The organism is Paraburkholderia sp. CNPSo 3076, assembly GCF_026343935.1.
GTDB classification, from domain to species: Bacteria; Pseudomonadota; Gammaproteobacteria; order Burkholderiales; family Burkholderiaceae; genus Paraburkholderia; species Paraburkholderia nodosa.
Map to the genome: position 1 here is coordinate 67,576 of NZ_JAPMAL010000003.1, position 24,480 is coordinate 92,055.

A 24,480-nucleotide genomic window follows, 5' to 3' on the forward strand; every position below is an offset into this window, starting at 1 on the left:
CGTGTCCGGAATCTTTCGTCGACGAGTGAACACATGCTTACCCGAACCGAGAACCTGCCGAGCGTCGCGAGAAGAATGGCCGCCGGCCAGATGTTGATGGAAGGCGCGACCGTGAATAGCGTCGCCGACTCACTCCACCTTTCCGCCCAGACGGTGAGGCGCTACAAGTCCATCGTCGAGGACGGCGGACTCGCCGCGCTCCAGCAGATGAGCGTGGGCGGCCGTCCTTCGGTGCTCGATCAAGCCGCGCTAGGCTGGATCGCGAGCGCCCTGCACGGCTCCGCTCGAGAGCACGGCTTCGCGAGCGATGCGTGGACCAATAGCCGCGTGCGCGAGTTGATCGGCCGCCAGTTCGGCGTGCACTATTCGCGCGTCTATACCTGGCAGATCGTCTCGAACCTCGGCCTCGGCCACCGGCTGTCGAAATCCGCGCGCTGAACGGGATGGAGGGCGTCGCGCGCCGCACGAAAGCCGGCGCGCCTCAGCCTCGCGTTGCGGGCGCATCGCGGCCTCGGGTTCCGGCCTCGGAGTCCACCAGCGGCTGCGCCCCCTCGCCCGTCCATTGCTGCGACCGGACCTGATTGCGGCCCGCTTCCTTGGCCTCGTAGAGCAGGTGGTCGGCAGCGGCCAGCAGCTTCGCCCCGCTGCCGCCCTCCGGCGGATTGCAGCTCGCACACCCCGCGCTCACCGTCACGCACCCATGGTGCGTACCACTCAGCGTGAGTTTGTCCGACTCGATGCGTTTGCGGATCTTCTCCGCCATGCGCGTCGCGGCGTCGAGCGCCGTGCCCGGCAGCACCACCGCGAACTCTTCACCGCCAAAGCGCGCGGCGAGATCGGTTGCGCGCCGCGATCCTGAAGCGATGCGCCCGGCCACGAACACCAGCACCTCGTCGCCGGCGGCGTGCCCGTAGGTGTCGTTGAAGAGCTTGAAGTGGTCGATATCGAAAAACAGCACGGCAAGCGGCGTGCGTTCGCGCACCGCGTGATGCCATTCCTCCGCGAGACGGCTGTCGAGCGCGCGGCGGTTCGCAAGCCCCGTGAGCGGGTCGGTGACGGCGAGGCGCAGGAGCTTGCCCTCGGCCACCACCTTGTCGCGCAGCGCGAATGCGAGCATCCAGGACACCACGACCCATGCGCCGCCAAACACCGTGGTCATCACCAGCGCGATATAGCTGCGCCGCCGCCAGCCGGCGAGCACATCCTCCACGGCGGGCGCGACGACGACGATGAACGGCGAGTTGCCCACGTGCGCAAAGGTGTAGATGCGCTCGACCCCGTCGATGGCCGAGTGCGACGTATAGGTGCCGGCGTCGCGACGCGAAAAGAACGCGAAATTGGGCAGGTCCGCGTAGCTCGAGCCGGCGCCGCGCGTCGAGGGCGGCTTGCTCGCGAGCAACGTGCCGTCGCGCATCAGGATGAAGAGGTGGCCGCCCGGGCCCAGGTCGATGCGCTCGAGCAGCTGATCGAGATAGTCGAGGCGCACCCCGAGCAGCGCGACGCCCGCAAACGAGCCGTCGGGCGCGTTGATGCGGCGCGTGAGCCCGATCGTGAGCGCCCCGCCGCGCAGGCGGGAATGGAACGGCTTCGAAAAGAACAGGCCCACATGGGGGTCGCGCTGCTGCGCGATGAAGTAATCGCGGTCGGCGAACGAAATACCGGCGGGTGAGGCGTCGAAGGCGTTGCTGCGCGAGGCTTTGACATGGCCCGTGGCGTCGATCACGTAGGCCCCGCCGAGCCTCGACGCCGCAGTCGCCCGGTCGAACAGCACGCGCTGGCGCAGCGCTTCGGGCATGCTCCAGGTCTGCGGCTGCTGCGCCGCCTGGACCACGGCCTGCAGCGACAGGTCGTAAATCTCGACGTTGCGGGCAATGTCGTTGCTGATGAGCTGCACGAGGTTGCGCGAGTTCTCCTGCGCGTGGCGCAGCTCCTCGGCGCGGCCCTCGTAGAGCGCCGCGTAGGTGAGGATCGCCATCACCGTCGCGACGAGCGTGCCGGAAAGACCCGCGAAGAAGGGATAGTTGCCGATCAGGCGCGTCGCCGCCTTCGCCCGCGCGTGGGCCCAGCGGTGCACCAGAAGACGCAGCGAAAGAACCCGTTTTGGCATCTGCGCAATCCTCTTGCTGACGGCGCGATTCATTCGATGGAGCGCCGGTCCGTCGGGCATGCATCGGGCATGGCTGGCACGAATCCGTCATCAAACGGACACCTGGGCGGGTCACGATCGAAGGCGAAACCTTTGCCCACTCCCTCCCCCAGGAGCCCGCCTGCCATGCCAGAATTTTCCCTGTCACCGCAACCGGGCGCCGCCCCCGCACGCGGGCGCAACGCCAGCCTGCTCGCCTTCCTTATCGTCATCGCCGCAGGCGCGGTGTACGTGGGGATGCATCTCGCCGACGACCTCTCGGCGGTGCGCGAAAGCTCGGCGATGCCCTGGATCCTGCTCGGCATCGCGCTCATGATCGCGCTCGGCTTCGAGTTCGTGAACGGCTTCCACGATACCGCGAATGCGGTCGCGACCGTCATCTATACGCACTCGCTTTCGCCCAATATCGCCGTGATGTGGTCGGGCGCGTGGAATTTCCTCGGCGTGCTCACCTCCACCGGCGCGGTGGCCTTCGGCATCCTGCAACTGCTGCCTGTGGAACTGATCCTGCAGGTGGGCAGCAGCGCGGGCTTCGCCATGGTGTTCGCCCTGCTCATCGCCGCGATCATCTGGAATCTGGGCACGTGGTATTTCGGCCTGCCTTCGTCCAGCTCACATACGCTGATCGGCTCGATCATTGGCGTTGGCCTCATGAACCAGCTCATGCACGGCGCGAACGGCACGAGCGGCGTGGACTGGAGCCAGGCGCTCGGCGTGGGCAAGTCGCTGCTCTTTTCGCCGATCGTCGGCTTTTTGCTGGCCGGCCTGCTGCTGCTCATCCTCAAGGCCGTCGTGCGCGTGCCCGCGCTCTACTCGGAGCCGAAGGGCAAGGAACCGCCGCCGTTCTGGATCCGCTCGCTGCTCATCCTCACCTGCACGGGCGTATCGTTCGCGCACGGCTCCAACGACGGCCAGAAGGGCATGGGCCTCATCATGCTGATCCTGATCGGCACGGTGCCCACGGCCTATGCGCTGAACCGCGCCGTGACGGCCGAACAGACGCAGACCTTCGTCGCCGTCGCGCACGACGCCACGCGCGCGCTCGAGCGCTACACGAACGGCGTGGCCGCGCCCGCCGATCCGCGCGCCGACGTGGAACGCTTCATCGGCCGCCGCACGATTTCGAGCACGACGGTGCCCGCGCTCGCCGCGCTGTCGAACCAGGTGGCCGAACAGGTGCACGGCTACGGCTCGCTCGCGGCAGTGCCACAGTCGGTCGTCGATAACGTGCGCAACAACATGTACGTGGTTTCCGAGGCGATCCGCCTGCTCGACAAGCAGAAGGCGGTGCCCTTCTCGGCCGACGACCTGAAGTCCATCAACAACTTCCGCAGCCAGATCGACCACGCGACGAAATTCATCCCGACGTGGGTGAAGGTCGCCGTGGCGATCGCGCTGGGACTCGGCACGATGGTGGGCTGGAAGCGCATCGTGGTGACGGTGGGCGAGCGCATCGGCAAACAGCACCTGACCTACGGCCAGGGCGGCTGCGCGGAGGTTGTGGCGATGGTGACGATCGGCGCGGCGGACGTGTACGGTCTGCCGGTCTCGACCACGCATGTGCTCTCCTCGGGCGTGGCGGGCACGATGGCCGCGAACGGCTCGGGCCTGCAATGGAATACGGTGCGCAGCCTCGTGATGGCGTGGGTGCTCACGCTGCCCGCTTCGATCGTGCTGGCGGGCGCGCTTTATTGGGTGTTCAAGCACGTGTTCTGAGCACGAACGGCCAGAAAGAAAGCCGCGCTCCCTGTGAGGGGAGCGCGGTTTTTAATTGAATGCTGCGAACGGGCCAACCCCTCAATACATATCCGGAATGAACATATCCTCCGGCACCGGCTGGCGAATGTAATCCGGATGATGCACGCGCGCCGGCAGCGTGACCTGCGGGTGCTCGATCTCGTGATACGGCACCTGGCTCAGCAAGTGGTGAATGCAGTTCAGGCGCGCGCGCTTCTTGTCTACGCCCTGCACGACCCACCACGGCGCCTCGGCAATGTGCGAGCGCTGCAGCATCACTTCCTTCACGTGTGTGTAGGCCTCCCAGCGGCGGCGGCTTTCGAGGTCCATCGGCGAGAGCTTCCACTGCTTGAGCGGATCGTCGATGCGGCTCTGGAAGCGCACTTCCTGCTCGTCGTCGGTGATCGAGAACCAGTACTTGACGATCTGGATGCCGCTCCTCACGAGCATCTTTTCGAACTCGGGCACCGAGCGGAAGAACTCATCGTATTCGTCGTCGGTGCAGAAGTTCATCACGCGCTCCACGCCCGCGCGGTTGTACCAGCTGCGATCGAACAGCACCATTTCGCCGCCCGCCGGCAAATGCTGCACGTAACGCTGGAAATACCACTGTGTGCGCTCGCGGTTGTTTGGCGCGGGCAGCGCGGCCACGCGGCACATGCGCGGGTTCAAGCGCTGCGTGATGCGCTTGATGACACCGCCCTTGCCTGCCGCGTCGCGTCCCTCGAAGATCACGACGAGCCGGTGCCCCGTGCTCACGATCCAGTCCTGCATCTTCACGAGCTCGCCCTGCAGACGGATCAGCTCGCGGAAATAGACGCGGCGCAGCGCACGCGCCTCGTCGCTGATCTGCAGACCGCTCTCCTGCAGCCGGTCGTCGACCTCCATTTCGAGCTCTTCGTCGTAGGCGTCGATGAGCTCTTCGTTCAGACGCCGGCGGCGATGCAGTTCGGCTTCCTGCTGTTGCTCATCGCCTTGTTCGGCGTCCATCGTGCGGTCCAGTTCATTCATGGCGACTCTCTCCTTGGTCGATATGCTGTCAACTCGCGCCACTATCGGCGCAGCGAGTGTCACGAATATTTCAAATGCATTGCGGCGGCTCAAGTGAGCGGCCTGGCGAAGCTCAGCTCGTGGCCGTCCGGATCGACGAGATGGAAATAGCGCTCGCCCCACGGCGCGTCGCGCGGCGCGAATTCTGGCCTGGCGCCGGCCGCCAGCGCGTGGGCGTAAAAGGCGTCCACGTCGGCGACGTAGAGAATCACGCGGCCCCAGCCGTTCACCGCGCCGTGCGGCCCCTCCAGCAGGTTCAGATAGCAGGCGCCGGCCGCGCCGCCCAGTTCGAACGACGCAAAACCCGGCACCGCCGGCCCGGCTCTCTGCACGAAGCCGAGCGCCTCGTAAAAGGGCATCGACCGCGCGATGTCGCTGACGGTCAGCGTCACGGCGCTCAACGCTACGATTTGCGCGGCGCGTTCGTTCATATATTTGTTCCTCCTGCTGATGCGGCTATGTTCTGCCTGCGGCCCGGAATGAGGCCCGTCGGCCCGATCAGCCGACTTTAGCAGCGTTCGCGCGGCCAGCGCGGGCGGCTGGCGTTTTCTCTTTGCCGCCCAACGCCTTGCGCGCGGTTTTGCGCGCCGGCTTGCCCGCCTGCGCAGCCGCTGGCGCGGCGCGCTGCGCTTCGTCACTGGTTGGACCACTTTCGGGCCAGCCGATCTCATCTCCCACTCGGGTGCGCACGAAGTCGATGTGCGTCTGCATCGCCGTGCGTGCCTCCTCGGGACGCCGCGCGACGATCGCGTCACACAGCGTGCGGTGCTGCAGCAGCAACTGGTCCGGCGCGTCTTCGTTCTGCACGCGCAGCCCCGTGCCGTTGATCGTGATGTGCTCGCGCAGCACGCCCAGCACGCTCGTGTGCAGATGCAGGAACATCGCGTTGTGCGAGGCCTGCGCGATCACCTCGTGCAGCTTCGCGTCGGTGTCGGCTTCGGCGGCCTTGTCGTCCACTTCGCGCGTGCGCTCCAGCTCCTGCATCAGCGCGCGAATGCGCGCGAGATCCTCGTCGCTCGCGCGCAGGGCCGCGAAATACGCAGTCGCGCCCTCCAGCACGCGGCGAAACTCGAGGATGTCTTCGCGCAAGGCCGGATGATCGGCCACGAGTTGCCCCCAGGGCGACGCAAACCCCGTGCGCAGCTGGTCGGTGACGAACACGCCCGCGCCCGGGCGGCTTTGCACGAGGCCGCGCGCGGCCAGGCGCTGGATCGCCTCGCGCACCGTGTTGCGCGCCACGTCGTATTCCAGCGCGAGCACGCGCTCGGAAGGCAGCTTCGCTCCCGCGCGCCAGGTGCCGTCGAGCAGCGACGTCTCCATCTGACGCATCACGGTCTCCACGCGCCCGCGCGAGCCCGCCCTGTCCCTCATTGTCATACCTGAGCCTCGTTCTAACTTGCAGCAGGTGGTCCAACCAGTTTGAACCGCTCGCCGGAAGCGGGAATTATGCGCCCAAACCAGCGCTCGTCCTCAACCTGCCCGGCCCCGGGCCCGCGGGGAAGGGGCACGAAAGCGCGCAAAGACACCGAGCGAGACATGAAGCCACGGCAATACCCCACCGAGCGCCCCACCGACGTCTATCTGTTCGCCACCTGCCTCGTCGACCTGTTCGCGCCTCAAGCCGGCCTCGACGCAGTGAAGCTGCTCGAACGCGAAGGCCTCACGGTCCATTTCCCGCGCAGCCAGAGCTGCTGCGGCCAGCCTGCCTACAGCAGCGGCAACCCGCGCCAGGCGCGCGAGGTCGCGCTCGCGCAACTCGGATTCTTCGAAAAGCCCTGGCCCGTGATCGTGCCGTCGGGTTCGTGCGCGGGCATGATGCGCCACCACTGGCCCGCGCTGTTCGATGGCGACGCCGCCAACGCCGCGCGCGCCGAGGGACTCTCGGCGCGCGTGTACGAACTCACGGAATTCCTCGTACGCGTGCTGAACGTCGATTTCCACGCATATGGCGCGCAGGGTGCCGTCCGCCAGCCCGAAGAGCGCGTCGTGCTGCATACCTCCTGCGGCGCGCGGCGCGAGATGGGCACGCGCGTGCACGGCATCGAAGCCGTCGATGCGCTGCCGGGCGTCACGCGCATCGAGCACGAACGCGAATCGGAATGCTGCGGCTTCGGCGGCACGTTCTCGCTCAAGCATCCGGACATCTCCGGCGCGATGGTCGCCGACAAGATCGCCTCCGCCTGCGCCACGGGCTGCGAGCGACTCGTTTCCGCCGACTGCGGGTGCCTGCTCAACATCGGCCACGCGGCGGCGCACAAGGGCGCGCCGCTCGCCGTGGAGCACCTCGCCTCGTTCCTCTGGCGCCGCACCGGCGGGGAGGCCGCATGAACGTCGATACGATGAGCGCGCGTGCGCGCATGCTGCAACGCCTGCGCGGCCATGCCCCCGCCGCACCCGCGACGACGCTCGAAGCGCTCGACGCCCGCATCGACGCGCATTTCACCGGGCGCCGGGCACTTGCCCCGCTAGCGCTGAACGAACGCATCGCGCAGTTCCAGCGCATGCTCGAAGCCGCGCACGCCGAGGTGATCTGCGCGAGCGCCGCAACGTGGGCCGTCCATCTCGCTGCGCGCCTCGCAGCGGCGGGCGTGCGCAGCCTGCTGCTCGACACCGCCTGCGCCGAAGGCCTGGCGCTCGAGGCAGCGCTACCGGCTGCCGTGCAGGCGCGCAGTTACGCGCAGCCGATCGAGCAGTGGAAGGCCGAACTCTTCGACACCATCGACGCGGGCTTCACCGTCGCACGCTCGGGTCTCGCGGCGACAGGCACGCTCGTGGTCGTGCCCGACGCGAACGCGCCGCGCACGGTCTCGCTCGTGCCGCCGCTGCACGTCGCGCTGATTCACGCGAACACGCTGCACGCCGACCTGCACGCCGCCGTGGCCGCGGAGCGCTGGCGTGACGGCATGCCCACCAATCTCGTGATGATCTCGGGTCCGTCGAAGACCTCGGATATCCAGCAGACCACCGCCTATGGCGCGCATGGTCCCCGCGCCCTGTGGGTCGTCGTCGTGACCGATGAGGATCGCGAAACGGGTGTGCAGCACGGAGCCGCCGAATGAGCACGACCACGCAGACCTCGCAGGAAAACACGCTTCATTTCGTCCCGACCGAACAATTCCGCCAGCGCGCACGCACGGCGCTCGACGACCCGCAACTGCGCAAGAGCTTTCGCGGCGCGATGGACTTCCTGCAAGGCAAGCGCGCCGCGCAGTTCCCCGAGGCGGACGAACTCGAAGCCCTGCGCGATCTCGGCGAAGCGGTGCGCCAGCATGCGCTCGCGCGCCTGCCCGAACTGCTCGAACAACTGGAAACGAAGCTGCGCGCGAACGGCATTCAGGTGCATTGGGCCGAGACCGCCATTGAGGCGAACCGCATCGTCCACGCCATCGCGCAGCGTCACGCGGCCACGCGCGTGATCAAGGGCAAGTCGATGGCGAGCGAGGAAATCGAGCTCAACCATTACCTCGCGGAGCGCGGCGTCGACTGCATCGAATCGGATATGGGCGAGTACATCGTGCAGCTCGCGGGCGAAAAGCCCTCGCACATCGTGATGCCCGCGATCCACAAGACGAAGGGCGACATCGGGCACCTGTTCGAAGCGCACATCCCCGATACGCCCTTCACGGAGGACGTGGACACGCTCATTCAAACGGGCCGCCGGGCGCTGCGCCGCGCCTTCGTGGATGCGCAGATCGGCCTCTCCGGCGTGAACTTCGCCGCCGCCGATACGGGCACGCTCTGGCTCGTGGAAAACGAAGGCAACGGGCGCCTTTCCACCACGGTGCCCGACGTGCATATCGCGATCATGGGCTTGGAAAAGGTGGTGGCGAAGCTCGAGCACATCGTGCCGCTTTCGAGCCTGCTCACGCGCTCGGCCACGGGCCAGCCCATCACGACGTATTTCAACCTGATCAGCAGCCCGCGCCGCGCAGGCGAGAAAGACGGCCCGCGCGAGGTGCATCTCGTCCTGCTCGACAACGGCCGCAGCCAGGCCTACGCCGACGAGCAATTGCGCGCCACGCTGCAATGCATCCGCTGCGGCGCGTGCATGAACCACTGCCCCGTGTACACGCGCATCGGCGGCCACGCGTACGGCACGACCTACCCGGGACCGATCGGCAAGATCATTTCGCCGCATCTGCTCGGGCTCGACGCGACCGCCGAGTTGCCCACCGCTTCGAGCCTGTGCGGCGCGTGCGGCGAAGTCTGCCCGGTGCGCATTCCGATTCCGCAACTACTCGTGCGCCTGCGCACCGAGGCGAACCGCGACCCCGAGGAAAGCGTCGCGCATCCGTTGCGCGGCCAGGGCGCGAATCACAGCAGGGGCGAGCAGTTCATCTGGCGCTTCTGGAGCGGCGCGTTCGCGCACCCGCGTGCCTACCGCGCGCTGCGCTGGGCCATGACGCGTCTGCGCGGGCTCGCGCCCTCGCAGCAAATGGGCTGGACCCAGCATCGCACGCCGCTCAAGCCCGCGCCGCGCAGCCTGCACGACCTGCTGCGCGAACGCGACCAGCCGCAATAGCGGCCCTGTCGTCAGGCCTGCGAAATAACGCACAAAGCAAGACTGGCGGCCTCACATAAATTTTCTACCCGCATCATCGGAGGAGACCGTAGTGCAACCCTGGTACCAGATCTACACACCGCTCGGCAGTCTTTGGCTGTCCGCGCTCGTGGCCGCTATTCCCATTCTGTTCTTCTTCGTCGCGCTCGCCGGCCTGCGCATGAAGGGCCATGTCGCCGCGGCGATCACCCTGCTGCTCGCGCTCGCCGTGGCGATCTTCGAGTACGGCATGCCCGTGCGCCAGGCGCTCGTTGCCGCGGGCTTCGGATTTGCCTACGGCATCTGGCCGATCGCGTGGATCATCGTCACCGCGGTGTTCCTCTACAAGATCGTCGTGAAGACGGGACAGTTCGAGATCATCCGCGCCTCGGTGCTCTCGATCACCGATGACCAGCGCCTGCAGCTGCTGCTGATCGGCTTCTCGTTCGGCGCGTTCCTCGAAGGCGCGGCGGGCTTCGGCGCGCCGGTGGCGATCACCTCTGCGCTGCTCGTCGGCCTCGGTTTCGAGCCGCTCTATGCCGCGGGTCTCTGCCTGATCGCCAATACCGCTCCGGTTGCATTCGGCGCGATGGGCATTCCCATCATCGTCGCGGGCCAGGTGACGGGCATCGATCCGTTCCTGATCGGCGCGATGGCGGGCCGCCAGCTGCCGCTGCTCTCGCTCTTCGTGCCGTTCTGGCTCGTCTTCATCATGGACGGCAAGCGCGGCGTGAAGGAAACGTGGCCCGCCGCGCTCGTGGCCGGCGGCAGCTTCGCCGTGACGCAGTACTTTACGTCGAACCACATCGGGCCCGAGTTGCCGGACATCACCTCGGCGCTCGTGAGCCTCGTCGCGCTCACCGCGTTCCTCAATGTGTGGCAGCCGCGCCGGGCGACGCAAGGCACGAGCGTGAAGGTGAGCGGCGGTGCCGCGGCGCTGGGCGGCTTCGGCGGTGGCGGTTCGCGTGCGGCGGCTTCGAGCCGCAAGGCTTCGCCGTACAGCATCGCGCAGACCGTGCGCGCGTGGTCGCCGTTCATTCTGCTCACGGCCATCGTGACCATGTGGAGCGTCAAGCCGTTCAAGGCGCTCTTCGCAGCGAAGGGGCCGCTCGCCGGCACGATTCTGAGCCTGCATGTACCGGGCCTCGATCAGCTCGTGGTTCGCACGGCGCCGATCGTCGCGTCGCCCAAGCCGTACGAAGCCGTGTTCAAGCTCGACTGGCTCTCGGCCGTGGGCACCGCGATCATGATCACCGCAATCCTCTCCGCGATCCTGCTGCGCATGAAGCCGCGCGCCGCTGTGGCCGCGTTCTTCGAAACGCTCGGCGAACTGCGCCGCCCCGTGCTTTCCATCGGTCTCGTGCTCGCCTTCGCGTTCGTCGCGAACTACTCGGGCATGTCGTCCACGCTCGCCCTCGCGCTTGCGGGCACCGGCGCCGCCTTCCCGTTCTTCTCGCCGTTCCTCGGCTGGCTCGGCGTGTTCCTCACGGGCTCCGATACGTCGTCGAACGCGCTGTTCTGCTCGCTGCAGCACACCACGGCGCACCAGATCAACGTGTCAGACACGCTGCTCGTCGCGGCCAACACTTCGGGCGGCGTGAGCGGCAAGATGATTTCGCCGCAGTCGATCGCGGTGGCCTGCGCGGCAACCGGCCTCGTCGGCAAGGAATCGTCGCTGTTCCGCTTCACCGTGCGCCATAGCCTGTTCTTCGCGGCTGTCGTGGGCGTGGTGACGCTGATTCAGGCTTATGTGCTGACCGGGATGATTCCGCAGTGAGGGCGTAGTCGCGGTCACAACGCGAAACGAGCATGAACGGGCCGCGCGTGCGTGTGGAAAGGATTGGCAAAACGACACGCGCTCGCGAAACCTTCGTCTGGTCGATGTGAAGATCGTCGACGAGCCCCCAAGCCAAAGAACCTGACGCACGTTTCTTTCGTATGACACCCCGTGGCCGCCTTGATGCCACATGAATGAACTCCGTCCCCGTTTGCGGCTATGATCGTGAACTGCGGCGCGGCGGCTCGGCGCCCTGCCGGATTCACGGGGAGTGTCGAATGGCAATGGGGTGGCTCGTCGTAATACCGTTCGTCGCCGCGGCGCTCGTCGCGTTCGCGGGACGTCACGCACCCGCCTCCGGCACGTGGGTCGCATTCGCGGCCGCACTCTTCGGCCTGGGCCTGCTGGGCAGCGAACGCGTGGGCATGGCCACCCATGGTGTGCTGCACTGGCAAGCCGACTGGATCCCGCAGTTCGGCCTCTCGTTCGCGCTGCGTCTGGACGGTCTTTCGTTCATGTTCGCGCTGCTCGTGCTCGCGATCGGCCTGCTCGTCTTTATCTACGCGCGCTACTACCTCGCGGGCAGCGAGTCGCTGCCGCGCCTTTACGCGCTGCTGCTGCTCTTCATGGGCGCGATGCTCGGCGTGGTGCTGTCGGACAACCTGCTGCTGCTCGTGATCTTCTGGGAACTCACGAGCATCGTGTCGTTCCTGCTGATCGGCTTCTGGCCTTCGCGCCCCGAAGCGCGGCGCGGCGCGCGCATGGCGCTCACCATCACGGGCGCGGGCGGCCTCGCGCTGCTGGCCGCCGTGCTGCTGCTGGGCCACGTCTGCGGCAGCTACGACCTCGACGTCGTGCTCGCGCATGCAGGCCAGGTGCAGCGCAATCCGCTGTATCCCGCGATTCTCCTGCTCGTGCTTTTCGCGGCCTGCACGAAGTCGGCGCAGTTCCCGTTCCACTTCTGGCTGCCGCATGCGATGTCGGCGCCCACGCCCGTTTCCGCGTACCTGCATTCGGCGACCATGGTGAAGGCGGGCATCTTCCTTATCGCACGCTTTTACCCCGTGCTCGAAGGCACAGACTGGTTCTTCTACGTGACGAGCCTGATCGGCCTGGTCACGCTCACGGGCGGCGCGGCCATGGCCCTCGTGCAGCGTGATCTCAAGGGGCTGCTCGCGTATTCCACCATCAGCCATCTCGGGCTCATCGTGCTGCTGTTCGGCCTCGACACGCAGCTCTCCACCGTCGCCGCGCTCTTTCACACCTTCAATCACGCGGTATTCAAGGCCTCGCTCTTCATGGCGGCGGGCATCATCGACCATGAAACGGGCACGCGCGACCTGGGCCGCCTGCGTGGCCTGCGCCGCTTCATGCCGCATACCGCCGCGCTGGCCGCCGTGGCATCGCTCGCCATGGCAGGGGTGCCGCTGCTCAACGGCTTCCTCTCGAAGGAGATGTTCTTCGGCGAAACGCTTGCACAAGGTCTGCTCGGCGACTTCAGCTGGATCATTCCCGCGCTCGCCGTCATCGCGGCGGGGCTCTCGGTCGCGTACTCGCTGCGCTTCGTGTGGGGCGTGTTCTTCGACGGCGAAACGCCGCACGACCTTCCGCACTATCCGCCGCACGAACCGCCGCGTTTCATGAAGCTGCCCGTCGAGATTCTCGTCATCATTTGTCTGCTCGTGGGCCTCGTGCCGGAGCAAACCATTGGCAAGATGCTCGAGTCCGCGGCGTGGTTCGCGCTGGGCGGCGTCGTGCCCACGTACAGCCTGAGCTTGTGGCACGGCATCAATCTGCCGCTCGTGATGAGCTGCGTGTCGTTCGTGGGCGGCGCGCTGCTGTTCTTCTATCGCCGCGACGCGTTCCGCCATCATCGTTCGGTACTTTCCGAAATGAACGCGAGCGAAGGTTTCGACCGCTTCGTGCAGCAGCTCGAAAAAGCCGCGGGCGTCGTGGTCAATCTGTTCGAAACGCGCTCGCTGCCGGCGTATCTCGCGTGGATGATCGCGGCGATGCTGATCGTGCCCGGCACGGCGCTGCTCGCGCTGGCTTCGCTGGACGGCGCGTACCGCTCGGCGCCGCTCGATGCGATGACGCTCGTCGGCCTCGTGCTGATGGCGCTGATGGCAGTGGGCGTCGTGCTCGTGCGCGCCAATACGCTCTATGCGCTCGTGATGCTGAGCACCTGCGGGCTGCTCGTCACACTGGCGTTCGTGCGTTTTTCCGCACCCGACCTCGCGCTCACGCAGATCTCCGTGGAAGTGGTCACGGTGCTGCTGCTCGTGCTCGCCATCTACTTTCTGCCTGTCGTGCAGCGCGCGCAACAGCCTCCCGCCGCGCGCGCCCGCAACGCGGTGCTCGCACTCGCGGGCGGCGCGCTGATCGGCGGCGTGGCGTATGCGGTGATGACGCGCGCACCCAACGGTGGCGTCGGCCAGTACTTTCTCGCGAACGCGCTGCCGGGCAGCGGCGGCCACAACGTCGTGAACGTGATCCTCGTGGATTTCCGCGGCTTCGACACGATGGTCGAGATCAGCGTGCTGGTGGTGGCGGGGCTCGCCGTGAAGGCGCTGCTGCGCGGCCTGCGCCTGAAATCGCCCGACACGGGCCCGGGCGGCCTGCCGTGGTCGTCGCAGTCGCATCCGCTGCTGCTCGCCATTCTCGCGCGCCTCATGCTGCCGCTCACCCTGCTCGTCGCCGCGTTCATCTTTCTGCGCGGCCACAATCTGCCGGGCGGCGGCTTTATCGCCTCGCTCGTGATCTCCATTGCGCTCCTGCTGCAATACATGGCGAGCGGCGTGCTGTGGACCGAGTCGCGCATCCGCATCAACTACCGCGCGCTCGCGGGCCTCGGCATTCTCGTTGCGGCCGCAACGGGCGTGGGTGCGATCGTGCTTGGCCACCCCTTCCTCACCAGCGCGTTCGGCCATCTGCATGTGCCACTGATCGGCGAAATCGAACTGAGCACGGCCATGCTGTTCGACCTCGGCGTGCTGGGCGCCGTGGTCGGCACGACGCTCACGATCGTCTCGCACCTTGGCGTGCGCGACAAAGACATGCAATCCGTGGAGAAAAGCTGATGGAAGCCGCCTTCGCCATTACGCTCGGCGTACTCTGTGCGAGCGGCCTCTACCTGCTGCTGTGCGCGCGCGTGCTGGCGGTGATCCTCGGCATTACGCTGTTCTCGTATGCGATCAACCTGTTCCTGCTCGGCATGGGCCGGCTCTCCACCGGCAAGCCGCCTGTGATCGCGCCAGGCGCGCAGTATGCGGACCCGGTGCCGCAGGCGCTCGTGCTCACCGCGATCGTGATCGGCTTCGCCATGACGGCCTTCACGGTCGTGCTCGCGCTTCGCGCGCTCGCGATCGACGGCACCGATCATCTGGACGGCGACAACCCGCAGCGCAGCGGCCTGGAGATGCGCGGCGAATGAACCACGCTCTCATCCTCCCCATCCTGATTCCGCTGTTCGCGGCCGGCGCGATCGTTGCGCTGCCGCTGCGCGCGAAACGCCTGCAGCGTGCGATCAACGTAGTTGCCACGCTCGCGCTGCTGCCCATCGCGGTGGCGCTCGCCGAATTCGCGGCGCAAGGACAGGTTGCCAGCTATGCCCTCGGCGCGTGGCCCTCGCCGTTCGGCATCGTGTTGCAGATCGACCGGCTTGGCGCGCTCATGCTCCTGCTGACCGCGCTGCTCGCGTGCTGCTGCCTGCTCGGCACCACGAGCGCCGACGTCCGGCGCGGACGCTACTATCGCGCACTCGTGCAGTTCGAGCTGATGGGCCTGAACGGCGCGTTTCTCGCCGGCGATCTCTTCAATCTGTTCGTCTTCTTCGAACTGCTGCTGATCGCCTCTTACGCGCTGCTGCTGCATGGAGGCGGCCGCCGCCGCGTGCGCAACGGCCTGCACTACATGCTGTTGAACCTCGTGGGCTCGTCGTTCTTCCTGATCGCGCTGGGCGTGCTATACGGCCTCACGGGCACACTCAACATGGCCGACATGGGCGAGCGGCTCGCACATCTGGACGCCGCGTCGCTGCCCCTCGCGCAGTTCGCCGGCGCGACGCTCATGCTCGTATTTGGCCTCAAGGCCGCCGTGTTCCCCATGTCGTTCTGGTTGCCACAGGCGTATCGAAGCGCGATCGGGCCCGTAGCCGCGCTGTTCGCGATCATGACCAAGGTGGGCATCTATGCGATGCTTCGCTGCGACGCGCTCGTGTTCGGCGCGGCGGGGGGCGTGCTCGACGCGTTCCTGCATCAATGGGCGTGGTGGCTCGCCATTGCGACGATCGTCTACGGCGCGCTCGGCGCGCTCGCGGTATCGAGCCTCAAGACCACGACCGGATTTCTCGTGCTGGTCTCGGTCGGCCTGCTGATTGCGGCCGTCACGCTGCAAACCGTGCTCGCGTGGAGCGCGCTGCTGTACTACCTCATCAGCACGACGCTATGCACGGGCGCGCTGTTCATGCTCGCCGATACACTGGAGTCCGAAGCAAGCGAACTTGCGGTCGTGCCCGCTGCAGCCGAAACACGCGAGCCCGCCTCGCTCGAATCGCTCGACGACGCCACCGCACCGGCCATCACGCCCGACGCGGACGGCGAGCCAATCGCAACGCCGCCCACGGCAGCGGACCCTGAAAAAACGCCCGCGCCCAGGCCCTCGAACCTCGCCGGCGTCCTCTATCTCGCGGCGGCGGTTGGCGCAGTCGGCCTGCCGCCGCTCTCGGGCTTTCTGGGCAAGGCCATGGTGCTCGCCGCCACGCCGCTTGCGCAGGCCGTCGTGCTCTGGCCCGCGGTGCTGGTTGCGGGCCTGCTGTCGATCGTCGCGCTCAGCCGCACAGGCACACGCCTGCTGTGGGCGATGCCCGCTGCACGCGTCTACGACGGCGCACCCGCCGCCGCGCCGCGCGGCAGCCGCGCCAAGCTCGCCGCGTGTGCGCTGCTGCTCGCGGGCGTGGTGGCGGCAACGGTGTTCGCTGGCCCGCTCAAGCAGTACCTCGACGCCACCGCCGCACAGTTGCTCGACCGCGAAGCCTACGTTCACGCGATCCTGCCCGCGCAGGCACCGCAAACGTCACAGAGCGGAGGAAGCTGACATGCTCAAGAGGCTCTTTCCGCACCCCTGGCTCACCGTCGTGCTGCTCGTATGCTGGGTATTGCTGATGAACGACGCGTCGCCGGGCAACCTGCTCCTTGGACTCGTGCTCGGCACCGCCATCGCTTACCGCGTGGGCGAAGGGCTGTGGCTCGCGCCTGTGCGCTTCGGCAAACCGTGGCTGCTCGTGCGGCTGCTGGGGCATGTGCTCTACGACATCCTCGTGGCGAATCTCGAAGTCGCGCTGCTCGTGCTCGGCCCGACGAAGCGCCTGCGCCCCGCCTTCATCGACGTGCCGCTCGACAGCACCCACGAAATCGCGCTTTCGGCGCTCATCAGCATCGTCTCGCTGAGCCCCGGCACGCTGTGCGCCGAGCTCTCCGACGACCGCAGGCGCCTCGTCGTGCACGTGCTCGATCTCGAAGACGAAACCGCGCTCGTCGCCTTGATCAAGTCCCGTTACGAAGCCCCGCTCATGGAGATCTTCGCATGCTAGCCATCGTCATTCCGGTGTCGTTCGCGATCCTCGGGCTCGCGTTCCTGCTCACGCTCGTGCGCCTCGTGCGCGGGCCATCGCTGCCCGATCGGCTCGTTGCACTCGACACGCTCAACGTCAACGCGATCGCGCTGATCGTCGTCTACGGCATCATGCTGCGCTCGACGGTCTTCTTCGAAATCGCGCTGCTCATCGCGGTCATGGGGTTCGTGGCGACCGTCGCGTTCACGAAGTACCTGCAGCGCGGCGACATCATCGAACTGAACTAGGGCTTCGCCATGCAAACCGTCATCGAAGCGATTGTCTGCGTGCTGCTCCTGCTCGGCAGCGCGTTCACGCTGATCGGCGCGATCGGCCTCGCGCGCCTGCCCGACTTCTACATGCGCCTGCACGGACCGACCAAATCGACCACGCTCGGCGTCGGCGGCGTCGTGCTCGCTTCGGTCGTGTACTTCAGCGCGCACAACAATTTCGCGAGCCTGCACGAAGTGCTGATTCCGGCGTTCCTGTTTCTCACCGCCCCCATCAGCGCGCATATGCTCACGAAGGCCGGGATTCAGCAACGCGTGGCCGTTTCGTCCGTCACCCGCGGACGCCCGGACGCCGCCGGCGTTGGTGCAAGCAGCGAGCGTGCGCAACGCGCGAACCCGGACAATGCCGCACAGGACTCTTGAATACCGGCGCGGAGCTTCGGGCGGGTAACGGCGCGTTACATGCGGCTCTCACGCGGCGGCGCCGCGCCCGGTCTTGCGGGCCTCGCCCAGCACGTAATCGATGAAGGTGGACGCCGCCCGCGTGTGGTGGCGGTTCGGCATATAGAGCATGTACATATGCGTGCCGAAAATACTCAAGCGCCACGCGTCGAGCGACGTGACGGCAGCGCCCTGACGAATGTCGTCGTGCATCACGTAGTCGGGCACGATGCCCACGCCGAGCCCCGCGAGAATCGACTGGCGCAAAAATAGAAAGTTTTCCGAAATGATCGAGGGTTCGAGCAACACCTCGTGGCGGTCCTCGTCCAGATAACCCGCAAGGCGCAATTGCCGCCCCACCACCGTTGCCGTGATGACAGGCGCGCGCGCCAGATCTTCCAGCGTTTGCGGCATGCCGTGCTTGTCAGCCCACTGCGTGCACGCACACGCGATGTACTTCACCGGCCCCATATCGCGCGCCACGAGATTCTGCGGCGGCTCGTGCATCACGCGCACGGCAATATCGACTTCGTCGCGCAGCAGGTCTTCCACGCGATTTTCGAACATCACGTCGAGCACGATGCCGGGGTACATGCGCTTGAACTGGATGAGCCAGTCCGACATCACGAGCTGCCCGTAGCCGCTCGGCACCGAAAGCCGCACGCGCCCCTGCAGGCTCTGGCCGAGCGTCGAGACCGATTCGCGCGCGGCGAGCAACGCGTTCTGGATCGCGCGGCCGTGCTCGTAGAGCTTCAGGCCGATTTCGGTCGGCTCGACACGGCGCGTGGTGCGGCGCACGAGCTGCAGGCCGATCGACTTCTCCAGATGGTTGAGGTGGTAGCTGACGTTCGCGCGGCTCATCTTGAGCCGGCGCGCCGCCTCGCTGAGGTTGCCCGCGTCGAGGATCTCGACGAGCAGGGTCAGCGCATTCACGTCCATGGCACATCCATTGTCAAAAATACTTTGACAGTCTGTCAACAAGTGATGGGATTGTCAATTACTCCTGGCGCGCCGAGAATCGACGCGAACGTGAAACTTTGCCGTCTGGCCCCGCCAGTCCGGCCCTCATTATGGAGACAGCATCGCCATGGCATCCGAATCCGTGAACGCCTCCCCCGTCACTCATGAACTGCGCGGCAAGGTGCTGCTCGTCACCGTGGACAATCCGCCCGTCAACGCGCTGGGCGTGGACGTGCGCCGCGGCCTCGCCGCCGCCATCGAGCATGCCGAGGCGAACGACGCCGTGCAGGCCGTGCTCATCGTCGGCGCGGGGCGCAATTTCATTGCCGGCGCGGACATCCGCGAGTTCGGCAAGCCGCCGCAGCCGCCCGCGCTGCCCGACGTCTGCAACCGCATCGAGGCCTGCCACAAGCCGGTGATCGCCGCCCTTCACGGCGCGGCGCTCGGCGGCGGCCTCGAAGTGGCACTCGCGGCCCACTACCGGCTCGCTGTGGCGGGCGCGAAGCTCGGCCTGCCCGAAGTGCAGCTGGGCCTGCTGCCCGGCGCAGGCGGCACGCAACGCACGCCGCGACTGATCGGCGTCGAAGCGGCGCTCTCGCTGATGCTGAGCGGCCGTCACGCGAGCGCGCAGGAAGCGCACAAGCTGGGTCTCGTCGACCGGGTGGGCGCGAGCGACGACATCCTCGCCGAAGGCCTCGCCTACGCGCAGGAACTGCTCGCGGGCCACACGCCGGTGCGACGCACACGCGACGCCCAGGCGCTCGCCGATCGTGCCCAGGCGCAAGCCGCGATCGACGCCGCGCGCGCCGAGACCGCGAAGAAGTCGCGTGGCCTCTTCTCGGCGCTGAAGATCGTCGATTGCGTGCAGGCCGCGCTCGATCTTTCATTCGACGAGGGCTTGCGCTTCGAGCGCAAGCAGTTCCTCGAATGCCTCGAAAGCCCGCAGCGCGCGGGTCTCGTGCACGCATTCTTCGCCGAGCGCGAGGTGCAGAAGGCCCCTGAAACGAAGAGCGCGAAGCCGCGCGCGATCGAAACCGTCGGCGTGATCGGCGGCGGCACGATGGGCGCGGGCATTGCCGTGGCGGTGCTCGACGCAGGCCTGCCGGTGACGATGATCGAGCGCGACGACGCCTCGCTCGCACGCGGCCGCGCCCATGTGGAAAAGGTCTACGACGGCCTCATCGCCAAGGGCCGCATGAAGCCCGAAGCGAAAGCGCAGATCCTCGCGCGCTTCAACGGCAGCACGTCGTACGACGCGCTCGCGAACACCGATCTCGTCATCGAAGCCGTGTTCGAGGACATGGCCGTGAAGCAGGCCGTGTTCGCCGAACTCGACCGCGTGTGCAAGCCCGGCGCCGTGCTCGCGACCAACACCTCGTATCTCGACATCGACGCCATTGCCGCCTGCATCAAACGCCCGCAGGACGTGGTGGGTCTGCACTTCTTCTCGCCCGCCAACATCATGAAGCTGCTCGAAATCGTGGTGCCGAAGCAGGTGAGCGCCGATGTGGTCGCCACCGCATTCGAGCTGGCGAAGAAGCTGCGCAAGGTGCCGGTGCGCGCGGGAGTGTGCGACGGCTTCATCGGCAACCGCATTCTCGCGGTGTTCCGCACCGCTGCGGATCATCTGATGGAAGACGGCGCTTCGCCGTACCAGATCGACAAGGCCGTGCGTGACTTCGGCTTTCCGATGGGCCCGTACCAGGTAGTCGATCTTGCGGGCGGCGACATCGGCTGGGCCACGCGCAAGCGGCGCGCCGCCACGCGCGACCCGAAGGCGCGCTACGTGCAGATCGCCGACCGCATCTGCGAGCGCGGCTGGTTCGGCCAGAAGACGGGCCGCGGCTTCTATCTGTACCCGGAAGGCGCACGCACGGGCACGCCCGACCCCGAAGTCGAGTCCATCATCCGCTCCGAGCGCGAGCGCGCCGGCATCGAGCCGCGCCCCTTCAGCGACGAAGCCATCATGCGCCGCTACATGGCCGCGATGATCAACGAAGGCGCGAACGTCGTGCAGGAAAAGATCGCCCTGCGTCCGCTCGATGTAGATGTCACGCTGCTCTACGGCTACGGCTTCCCGCGCTATCGCGGCGGCCCGATGAAGTACGCCGATACCGTGGGCCTCGCCAACGTGCTCGCCGATATCCGCGAGTATGCGAAGGAAGATCCGCTGTTCTGGCGTCCTTCGCCGCTGCTCGTCGAACTGGTCGAGCGCGGCGAGAATTTCGCCAGCCTCAATCAATCGGCCTGAATGTGCCCTGAAGGAGCTTTTCACACATGGACCTCAAATTCACCGCCGAAGAAGAGGCGTTTCGCAGCGACGTGCTCGCGTTCCTGAACGACCGCCTGCCGCAGCGCCTTGCCAGCAAGGTGAGCAACGGCCGGCACCTCACGCGCGACGACATGGCGCAATGGCACGCCATCCTCCACGAAAAAGGCTGGCTCGCGAATCACTGGCCGCAGGAATACGGCGGCCCCGGCTGGAGCGCCGTGCAGAAGTTCATCTTCGAGAACGAATGCGCGATTGCAGGCGCGCCGCGCATCGTGCCGTTCGGCGTGAACATGCTCGGACCTGTGCTCATCAAGTACGGCAGCGAGGCGCAGAAGCGCTACTGGCTGCCGCGCATTCTCGACGGCTCGGACTGGTGGTGCCAAGGCTACTCGGAACCGGGCGCGGGCTCGGACCTCGCCTCGCTGCGCACCACGGCTGTTCGTGATGGCGACCACTACGTGGTGAACGGCCAGAAAACGTGGACCACGCTCGGCCACTACGCGAACATGATTTTCTGCCTCGTGCGCACTGCCACCGACGTGCGCAAGCAGGAGGGCATCAGCTTCCTGCTGATCGACATGAACACGCCGGGCATCGAGGTTCGCCCCATCGTCACGCTTGAGGGCGAACATGAGGTGAACGAAGTGTTCTTCACCGACGTGCGCGTGCCGGTGGCGAACCTGGTTGGCGAAGAAAACCGGGGCTGGACCTACGCGAAATATCTGCTCACGTACGAGCGCACGAATATCGCGGGCGTGGGCTTTTCGGTGGCGGCGCTCGCGCGCCTGAAGCGCGCCGCGCAGAAAATCACGCGCAACGGCAAGCCGCTCGCCGAAGATCCGCAATTTGCGGCGCGCCTCGCAAAGGTCGAGATCGATCTGGAGAACATGAAGACGACGAACCTGCGCGTGATCGCTGCGGTGGCGGGCGGCGGCGTGCCCGGTGCGGAAAGCTCGATGCTCAAGATTCGCGGCACCGAGATCCGCCAGGAGATCTCCTCGCTGCTACGCCGCGCGATGGGGCCGTATGCGGCGCCGTGCGTCGAGGAAGCGCTCGAAGAGGGGTATGCGGGCGAGGCAATCGGGCCCATTGAGGCCGCCAGCGCCGCCGCGCAATACTTCAACAACCGCAAGCTGTCGATTTTCGGCGGCTCCAACGAAATTCAGAAGAACATCATCTCCAAGATGATTCTCGGTCTTTGAGATCTTTGAGAGGCACGCCATGGACTTCCAGCACACTGAAGACCGCCGCATGCTTGCGGATACGCTCAATCGTTTCATCACAGAGCAATACGGTTTCAATACGCGCGATACAATCGCGCGCTCCAACGAAGGCTTTAGCGCAGACATGTGGCAGCGCTTCGCCGAACTCGGCGTAATCGGCGCGCTGTTCGACGAGGCCGAAGGCGGCTTTGGCGGCGCGGGCTTCGATGTCGCCGTGGTGTTCGAAGCGCTCGGGCGCGGACTCGTGGTCGAGCCGTTCCTCGATACGCTGATCGTTGGCCGCGCGCTCGCCCGTGCGGGCAGCGAGGCGCAGCGCGCGCGCATTGCCTCGTTCATCGACGGCTCGCAAATCGCCGCGCTCGCGCACGACGAGCCGGGTTCGCACTACGAGGACGCACGCGTGGCGACGCGCGCAGAGAAAAGCGGCGATGGCTGGGTGCTGCAAGGCGCGAAGGGCGTCGTACAGCACGCCGAACATGCCGACGTGCTGCTCGTTTCGGCGCGTACCTCCGGCGATGAATTCGCCGAAGCAGGCATCTCCCTCTTCCTCGTGCCGCGCGATGCAGCGGGCGTGAGCCTGCGTGGCTACCGCAAGATCGATGGCGGCCGCGCAGCGGAAGTGGCGCTCGACAACGTGAAGGTGAACGCCGATGCGCTCGTCGGCGGGCCAGGCAGCGGCTTCGCGACGCTCGAACATGCACGCGGATACGGCATCGTCGCGCTCGCATCGGAGGCCGTGGGCGCGATGGATATCGCACGCGACTTCACGCTCGAATACCTGCGCACGCGCAAGCAGTTCGGCATGCCCATCGGTAGCTTCCAGGCGCTGCAGCATCGCATGGCGGACGTGCTGCTCGAAATCGAGCAGGCGCGCTCGGCGGTCATCAACGCGGCAGCGGCGATCGACGCGCCGCGCGGGCCGCGCGAACGTGCGCTTTCGGCCGCCAAGTACTCGATCGGGCGCATCGGCGCGCGCGTGGCCGAAGAAGCGATCCAGCTGCACGGCGGCATTGGCATGACGTGGGAATTGCCGCTCGCGCACTATGCAAAGCGGCTCGTGATGATCGATCATCAGCTTGGCGACGAGGATCATCATCTCGCGCGCTACATCGCATTGGGGCGTGAGGCGGCGTGAGCCATGAAGGGGCGACTGCGTTGCCCCGACAACGAACCAGGAGTACCTCTTGATGCAGACGGACAAAAGCAGCTTGCCGCTATCGGGCGTGCGCGTGCTCGATCTTTCGCGTGTGCTGGCCGGACCGTGGAGCGCGATGGTGCTGGGCGACCTCGGCGCGGAAGTCATCAAGATCGAGCATCCCGACCGCGGCGACGACACGCGCGACTGGGGCGTGCGCGTCGGCAAAACCGAGACTGCCTATTTCAACAGCGTGAATCGCAACAAGCGTTCGATCACGCTCGATCTGCAAACGCCCGAAGGCCAGCAGATCGTGCGCGAGCTGGCGAAAACCAGCGACATCGTCGTTCAGAACTTCAAGTTCGGCGGTGCGGAAAAGCTCGGGCTCGGCTATGAACAGCTGAGCGCGGAGAACGCGCGTCTCATCTATTGCTCGATTTCGGGCTATGACCGCAAGGGACCGGAAGCGAAACGCCCTGGCTACGACCTCGTCGTGCAGGGTGAAACGGGCCTCATGGCGATGAACGGCGAAGCGCACCAGCCGCCGCTCAAATTCGGCGTGGCGGCCGTGGATCTTTTCACGGGCATGTATTCCGCACAGGCGATGCTCGCCGCGCTCTACGAGCGCGAGCGCACGGGTCGCGGGCGCCACGTCGAGATGGCGCTGTTCGACTGCGGCCTCATGATTACCGCTTACTACGGCCTCGAAGCGCTGCTGATCGGCGAGGACCCGCCGCGTTACGGCAATGCGCACCCGTCGATCGTGCCGTATGGCGTGTTCGATGCGGCCGACGGCCCGCTCGTCATCACCGTGGGCAACAACGCGCAGTTCGAGCGCTTTTGCCGCGAGGTGATCGAGCGCGCCGACCTCGCCGACGACGCCCGCTACAAGACCAACATCCTGCGCGGGCAGAACCGCGAAACGCTCGTGCCCGAACTCACGCGTGAACTGGGCAGCCGCCCGCGCAAACTGCTGCTCGAAAGGCTCGCGCGCGCGGGCATTCCGTGCGGCGAAGTGGCGGGCTTGCGCGAGGCGCTGCTTTCGCCGCGCGCAACGCGTGGCGGGCTCGTCACGCAGCAGCCGCATCCGCATACCGAAAGCGGCACGACGCCGGTGCTCGCGCCGCCGTGGCGCTTCGACGGCGAACGCCTGCCCGTGCGGCACGCGCCTCCGCAACTGGGCGAAGGTACGCAGGAGGTCCTGCAGTCGATGCTCGGTTATTCGGCGGAACAGCTGGCCGGGTTGAAGGAGAAAGGCGTTATCTGAATCTGGTCCAGGTCGTACCCGGACTCGCTGGGGCAATCGGCCAAGACGCCGCCAATCCGCCGCCACCCCGCCGCGTCGCCGCCGCGCGACG

Annotated in this window: 20 protein-coding genes and 1 pseudogene; 16 read left to right on the forward strand and 5 right to left on the reverse strand. The window is 66.6% G+C overall.

Annotation, left to right across the window (positions count from 1 at the left end):
- Positions 1-33: 33 nt before the first annotated feature.
- Positions 34-438, forward strand: coding sequence for a helix-turn-helix domain-containing protein (locus M3A49_RS04085; protein ID WP_028202557.1), 405 nt, complete (start codon positions 34-36; stop codon positions 436-438).
- 43 nt (positions 439-481) lie between these two features.
- Here M3A49_RS04085 and M3A49_RS04090 read toward each other — a convergent pair whose 3' ends face one another.
- Positions 482-2,107, reverse strand: a complete 1,626-nt coding sequence (locus M3A49_RS04090) for a sensor domain-containing diguanylate cyclase (RefSeq protein ID WP_266227569.1) — start codon at positions 2,105-2,107, stop codon at positions 482-484.
- A gap of 165 nt (positions 2,108-2,272) precedes the next feature.
- Here M3A49_RS04090 and M3A49_RS04095 point away from each other — a divergent pair, with 165 nt between their 5' ends.
- Positions 2,273-3,862 (forward strand): inorganic phosphate transporter, encoded by a 1,590-nt coding sequence (locus M3A49_RS04095; RefSeq protein ID WP_254357115.1) that lies wholly within the window; start codon positions 2,273-2,275, stop codon positions 3,860-3,862.
- A gap of 81 nt (positions 3,863-3,943) precedes the next feature.
- On the opposite strand, the gene ppk2 is transcribed toward M3A49_RS04095, so the two are convergent.
- The 3 genes and pseudogenes from ppk2 to M3A49_RS04110 form a co-directional block, all read right to left on the reverse strand.
- On the reverse strand, positions 3,944-4,873 hold the full coding sequence (gene ppk2, locus M3A49_RS04100; RefSeq protein WP_266227828.1) for a polyphosphate kinase 2: 930 nt from the start codon (positions 4,871-4,873) through the stop codon (positions 3,944-3,946).
- A gap of 110 nt (positions 4,874-4,983) precedes the next feature.
- Positions 4,984-5,364: a VOC family protein gene (locus M3A49_RS04105; RefSeq protein ID WP_266227570.1), complete on the reverse strand. Its 381-nt coding sequence runs from the start codon at positions 5,362-5,364 to the stop codon at positions 4,984-4,986.
- A gap of 244 nt (positions 5,365-5,608) precedes the next feature.
- Positions 5,609-6,262: pseudogene (locus tag M3A49_RS04110) on the reverse strand (FadR/GntR family transcriptional regulator); the annotation flags it as partial.
- Positions 6,263-6,469: 207 nt separating this feature from the next.
- Here M3A49_RS04110 and M3A49_RS04115 point away from each other — a divergent pair.
- The 10 genes from M3A49_RS04115 (at position 6,470) to M3A49_RS04160 (ending at position 17,514) form a co-directional block, all read left to right on the forward strand.
- Positions 6,470-7,261 carry a (Fe-S)-binding protein gene (locus M3A49_RS04115; protein WP_266227571.1) on the forward strand — a complete coding sequence of 264 codons (792 nt, stop codon included), beginning with the start codon at positions 6,470-6,472 and terminating at the stop codon, positions 7,259-7,261.
- 11 nt (positions 7,262-7,272) lie between these two features.
- Positions 7,273-7,992, forward strand: coding sequence for a LutC/YkgG family protein (locus M3A49_RS04120; protein WP_266227829.1), 720 nt, complete (start codon positions 7,273-7,275; stop codon positions 7,990-7,992).
- Complete coding sequence (locus tag M3A49_RS04125) at positions 7,989-9,455, forward strand: LutB/LldF family L-lactate oxidation iron-sulfur protein (RefSeq protein ID WP_266227572.1); 1,467 nt, start codon at positions 7,989-7,991, stop codon at positions 9,453-9,455. Before M3A49_RS04120 ends, M3A49_RS04125 begins: the two co-directional genes overlap by 4 nt.
- Before the next feature lie 91 nt (positions 9,456-9,546).
- On the forward strand, positions 9,547-11,250 hold the full coding sequence (locus M3A49_RS04130; protein WP_266227573.1) for a lactate permease LctP family transporter: 1,704 nt from the start codon (positions 9,547-9,549) through the stop codon (positions 11,248-11,250).
- Between the two features lie 278 nt (positions 11,251-11,528).
- The gene (locus tag M3A49_RS04135) at positions 11,529-14,330 is read left to right on the forward strand and encodes a monovalent cation/H+ antiporter subunit A (protein ID WP_266227574.1); all 2,802 of its coding nucleotides are present in this window, start codon (positions 11,529-11,531) and stop codon (positions 14,328-14,330) included.
- Positions 14,330-14,683 carry a Na+/H+ antiporter subunit C gene (locus M3A49_RS04140; protein WP_266227575.1) on the forward strand — a complete coding sequence of 118 codons (354 nt, stop codon included), beginning with the start codon at positions 14,330-14,332 and terminating at the stop codon, positions 14,681-14,683. Before M3A49_RS04135 ends, M3A49_RS04140 begins: the two co-directional genes overlap by 1 nt.
- Positions 14,680-16,344, forward strand: a complete 1,665-nt coding sequence (locus M3A49_RS04145; RefSeq protein ID WP_266227576.1) for a monovalent cation/H+ antiporter subunit D — start codon at positions 14,680-14,682, stop codon at positions 16,342-16,344. Before M3A49_RS04140 ends, M3A49_RS04145 begins: the two co-directional genes overlap by 4 nt.
- 1 nt (position 16,345) lies before the next feature.
- Positions 16,346-16,840, forward strand: a complete 495-nt coding sequence (locus M3A49_RS04150) for a Na+/H+ antiporter subunit E (RefSeq protein WP_266227577.1) — start codon at positions 16,346-16,348, stop codon at positions 16,838-16,840.
- A complete protein-coding gene (locus tag M3A49_RS04155) occupies positions 16,834-17,109 on the forward strand; it encodes a K+/H+ antiporter subunit F (RefSeq protein WP_028202569.1) in 276 nt (91 codons plus the stop codon). Before M3A49_RS04150 ends, M3A49_RS04155 begins: the two co-directional genes overlap by 7 nt.
- A 9-nt stretch (positions 17,110-17,118) precedes the next feature.
- Positions 17,119-17,514 (forward strand): Na+/H+ antiporter subunit G, encoded by a 396-nt coding sequence (locus tag M3A49_RS04160; protein WP_266227578.1) that lies wholly within the window; start codon positions 17,119-17,121, stop codon positions 17,512-17,514.
- Positions 17,515-17,562: 48 nt separating this feature from the next.
- Here the strand turns inward: M3A49_RS04160 and M3A49_RS04165 are convergent, their stop codons facing one another.
- Positions 17,563-18,471, reverse strand: a complete 909-nt coding sequence (locus tag M3A49_RS04165; protein ID WP_266227579.1) for a LysR family transcriptional regulator — start codon at positions 18,469-18,471, stop codon at positions 17,563-17,565.
- Positions 18,472-18,619: 148 nt separating this feature from the next.
- Here M3A49_RS04165 and M3A49_RS04170 point away from each other — a divergent pair, with 148 nt between their 5' ends.
- Genes M3A49_RS04170 through M3A49_RS04185 form a run of 4 tightly spaced genes read left to right on the forward strand, consistent with a single transcriptional unit; the run spans position 18,620 to position 24,389 of the window.
- The gene (locus M3A49_RS04170) at positions 18,620-20,743 is read left to right on the forward strand and encodes a 3-hydroxyacyl-CoA dehydrogenase NAD-binding domain-containing protein (protein WP_266227580.1); all 2,124 of its coding nucleotides are present in this window, start codon (positions 18,620-18,622) and stop codon (positions 20,741-20,743) included.
- Positions 20,744-20,769: 26 nt separating this feature from the next.
- Positions 20,770-21,966: an acyl-CoA dehydrogenase family protein gene (locus M3A49_RS04175; protein ID WP_266227581.1), complete on the forward strand. Its 1,197-nt coding sequence runs from the start codon at positions 20,770-20,772 to the stop codon at positions 21,964-21,966.
- A gap of 19 nt (positions 21,967-21,985) precedes the next feature.
- Entirely contained in the window at positions 21,986-23,122 is a 1,137-nt protein-coding gene (locus M3A49_RS04180; RefSeq protein WP_266227582.1) for an acyl-CoA dehydrogenase family protein, read from the forward strand.
- Positions 23,123-23,174: 52 nt separating this feature from the next.
- Positions 23,175-24,389: a CaiB/BaiF CoA transferase family protein gene (locus tag M3A49_RS04185; RefSeq protein WP_266227583.1), complete on the forward strand. Its 1,215-nt coding sequence runs from the start codon at positions 23,175-23,177 to the stop codon at positions 24,387-24,389.
- The last annotated feature ends 91 nt before the right edge of the window (positions 24,390-24,480 follow it).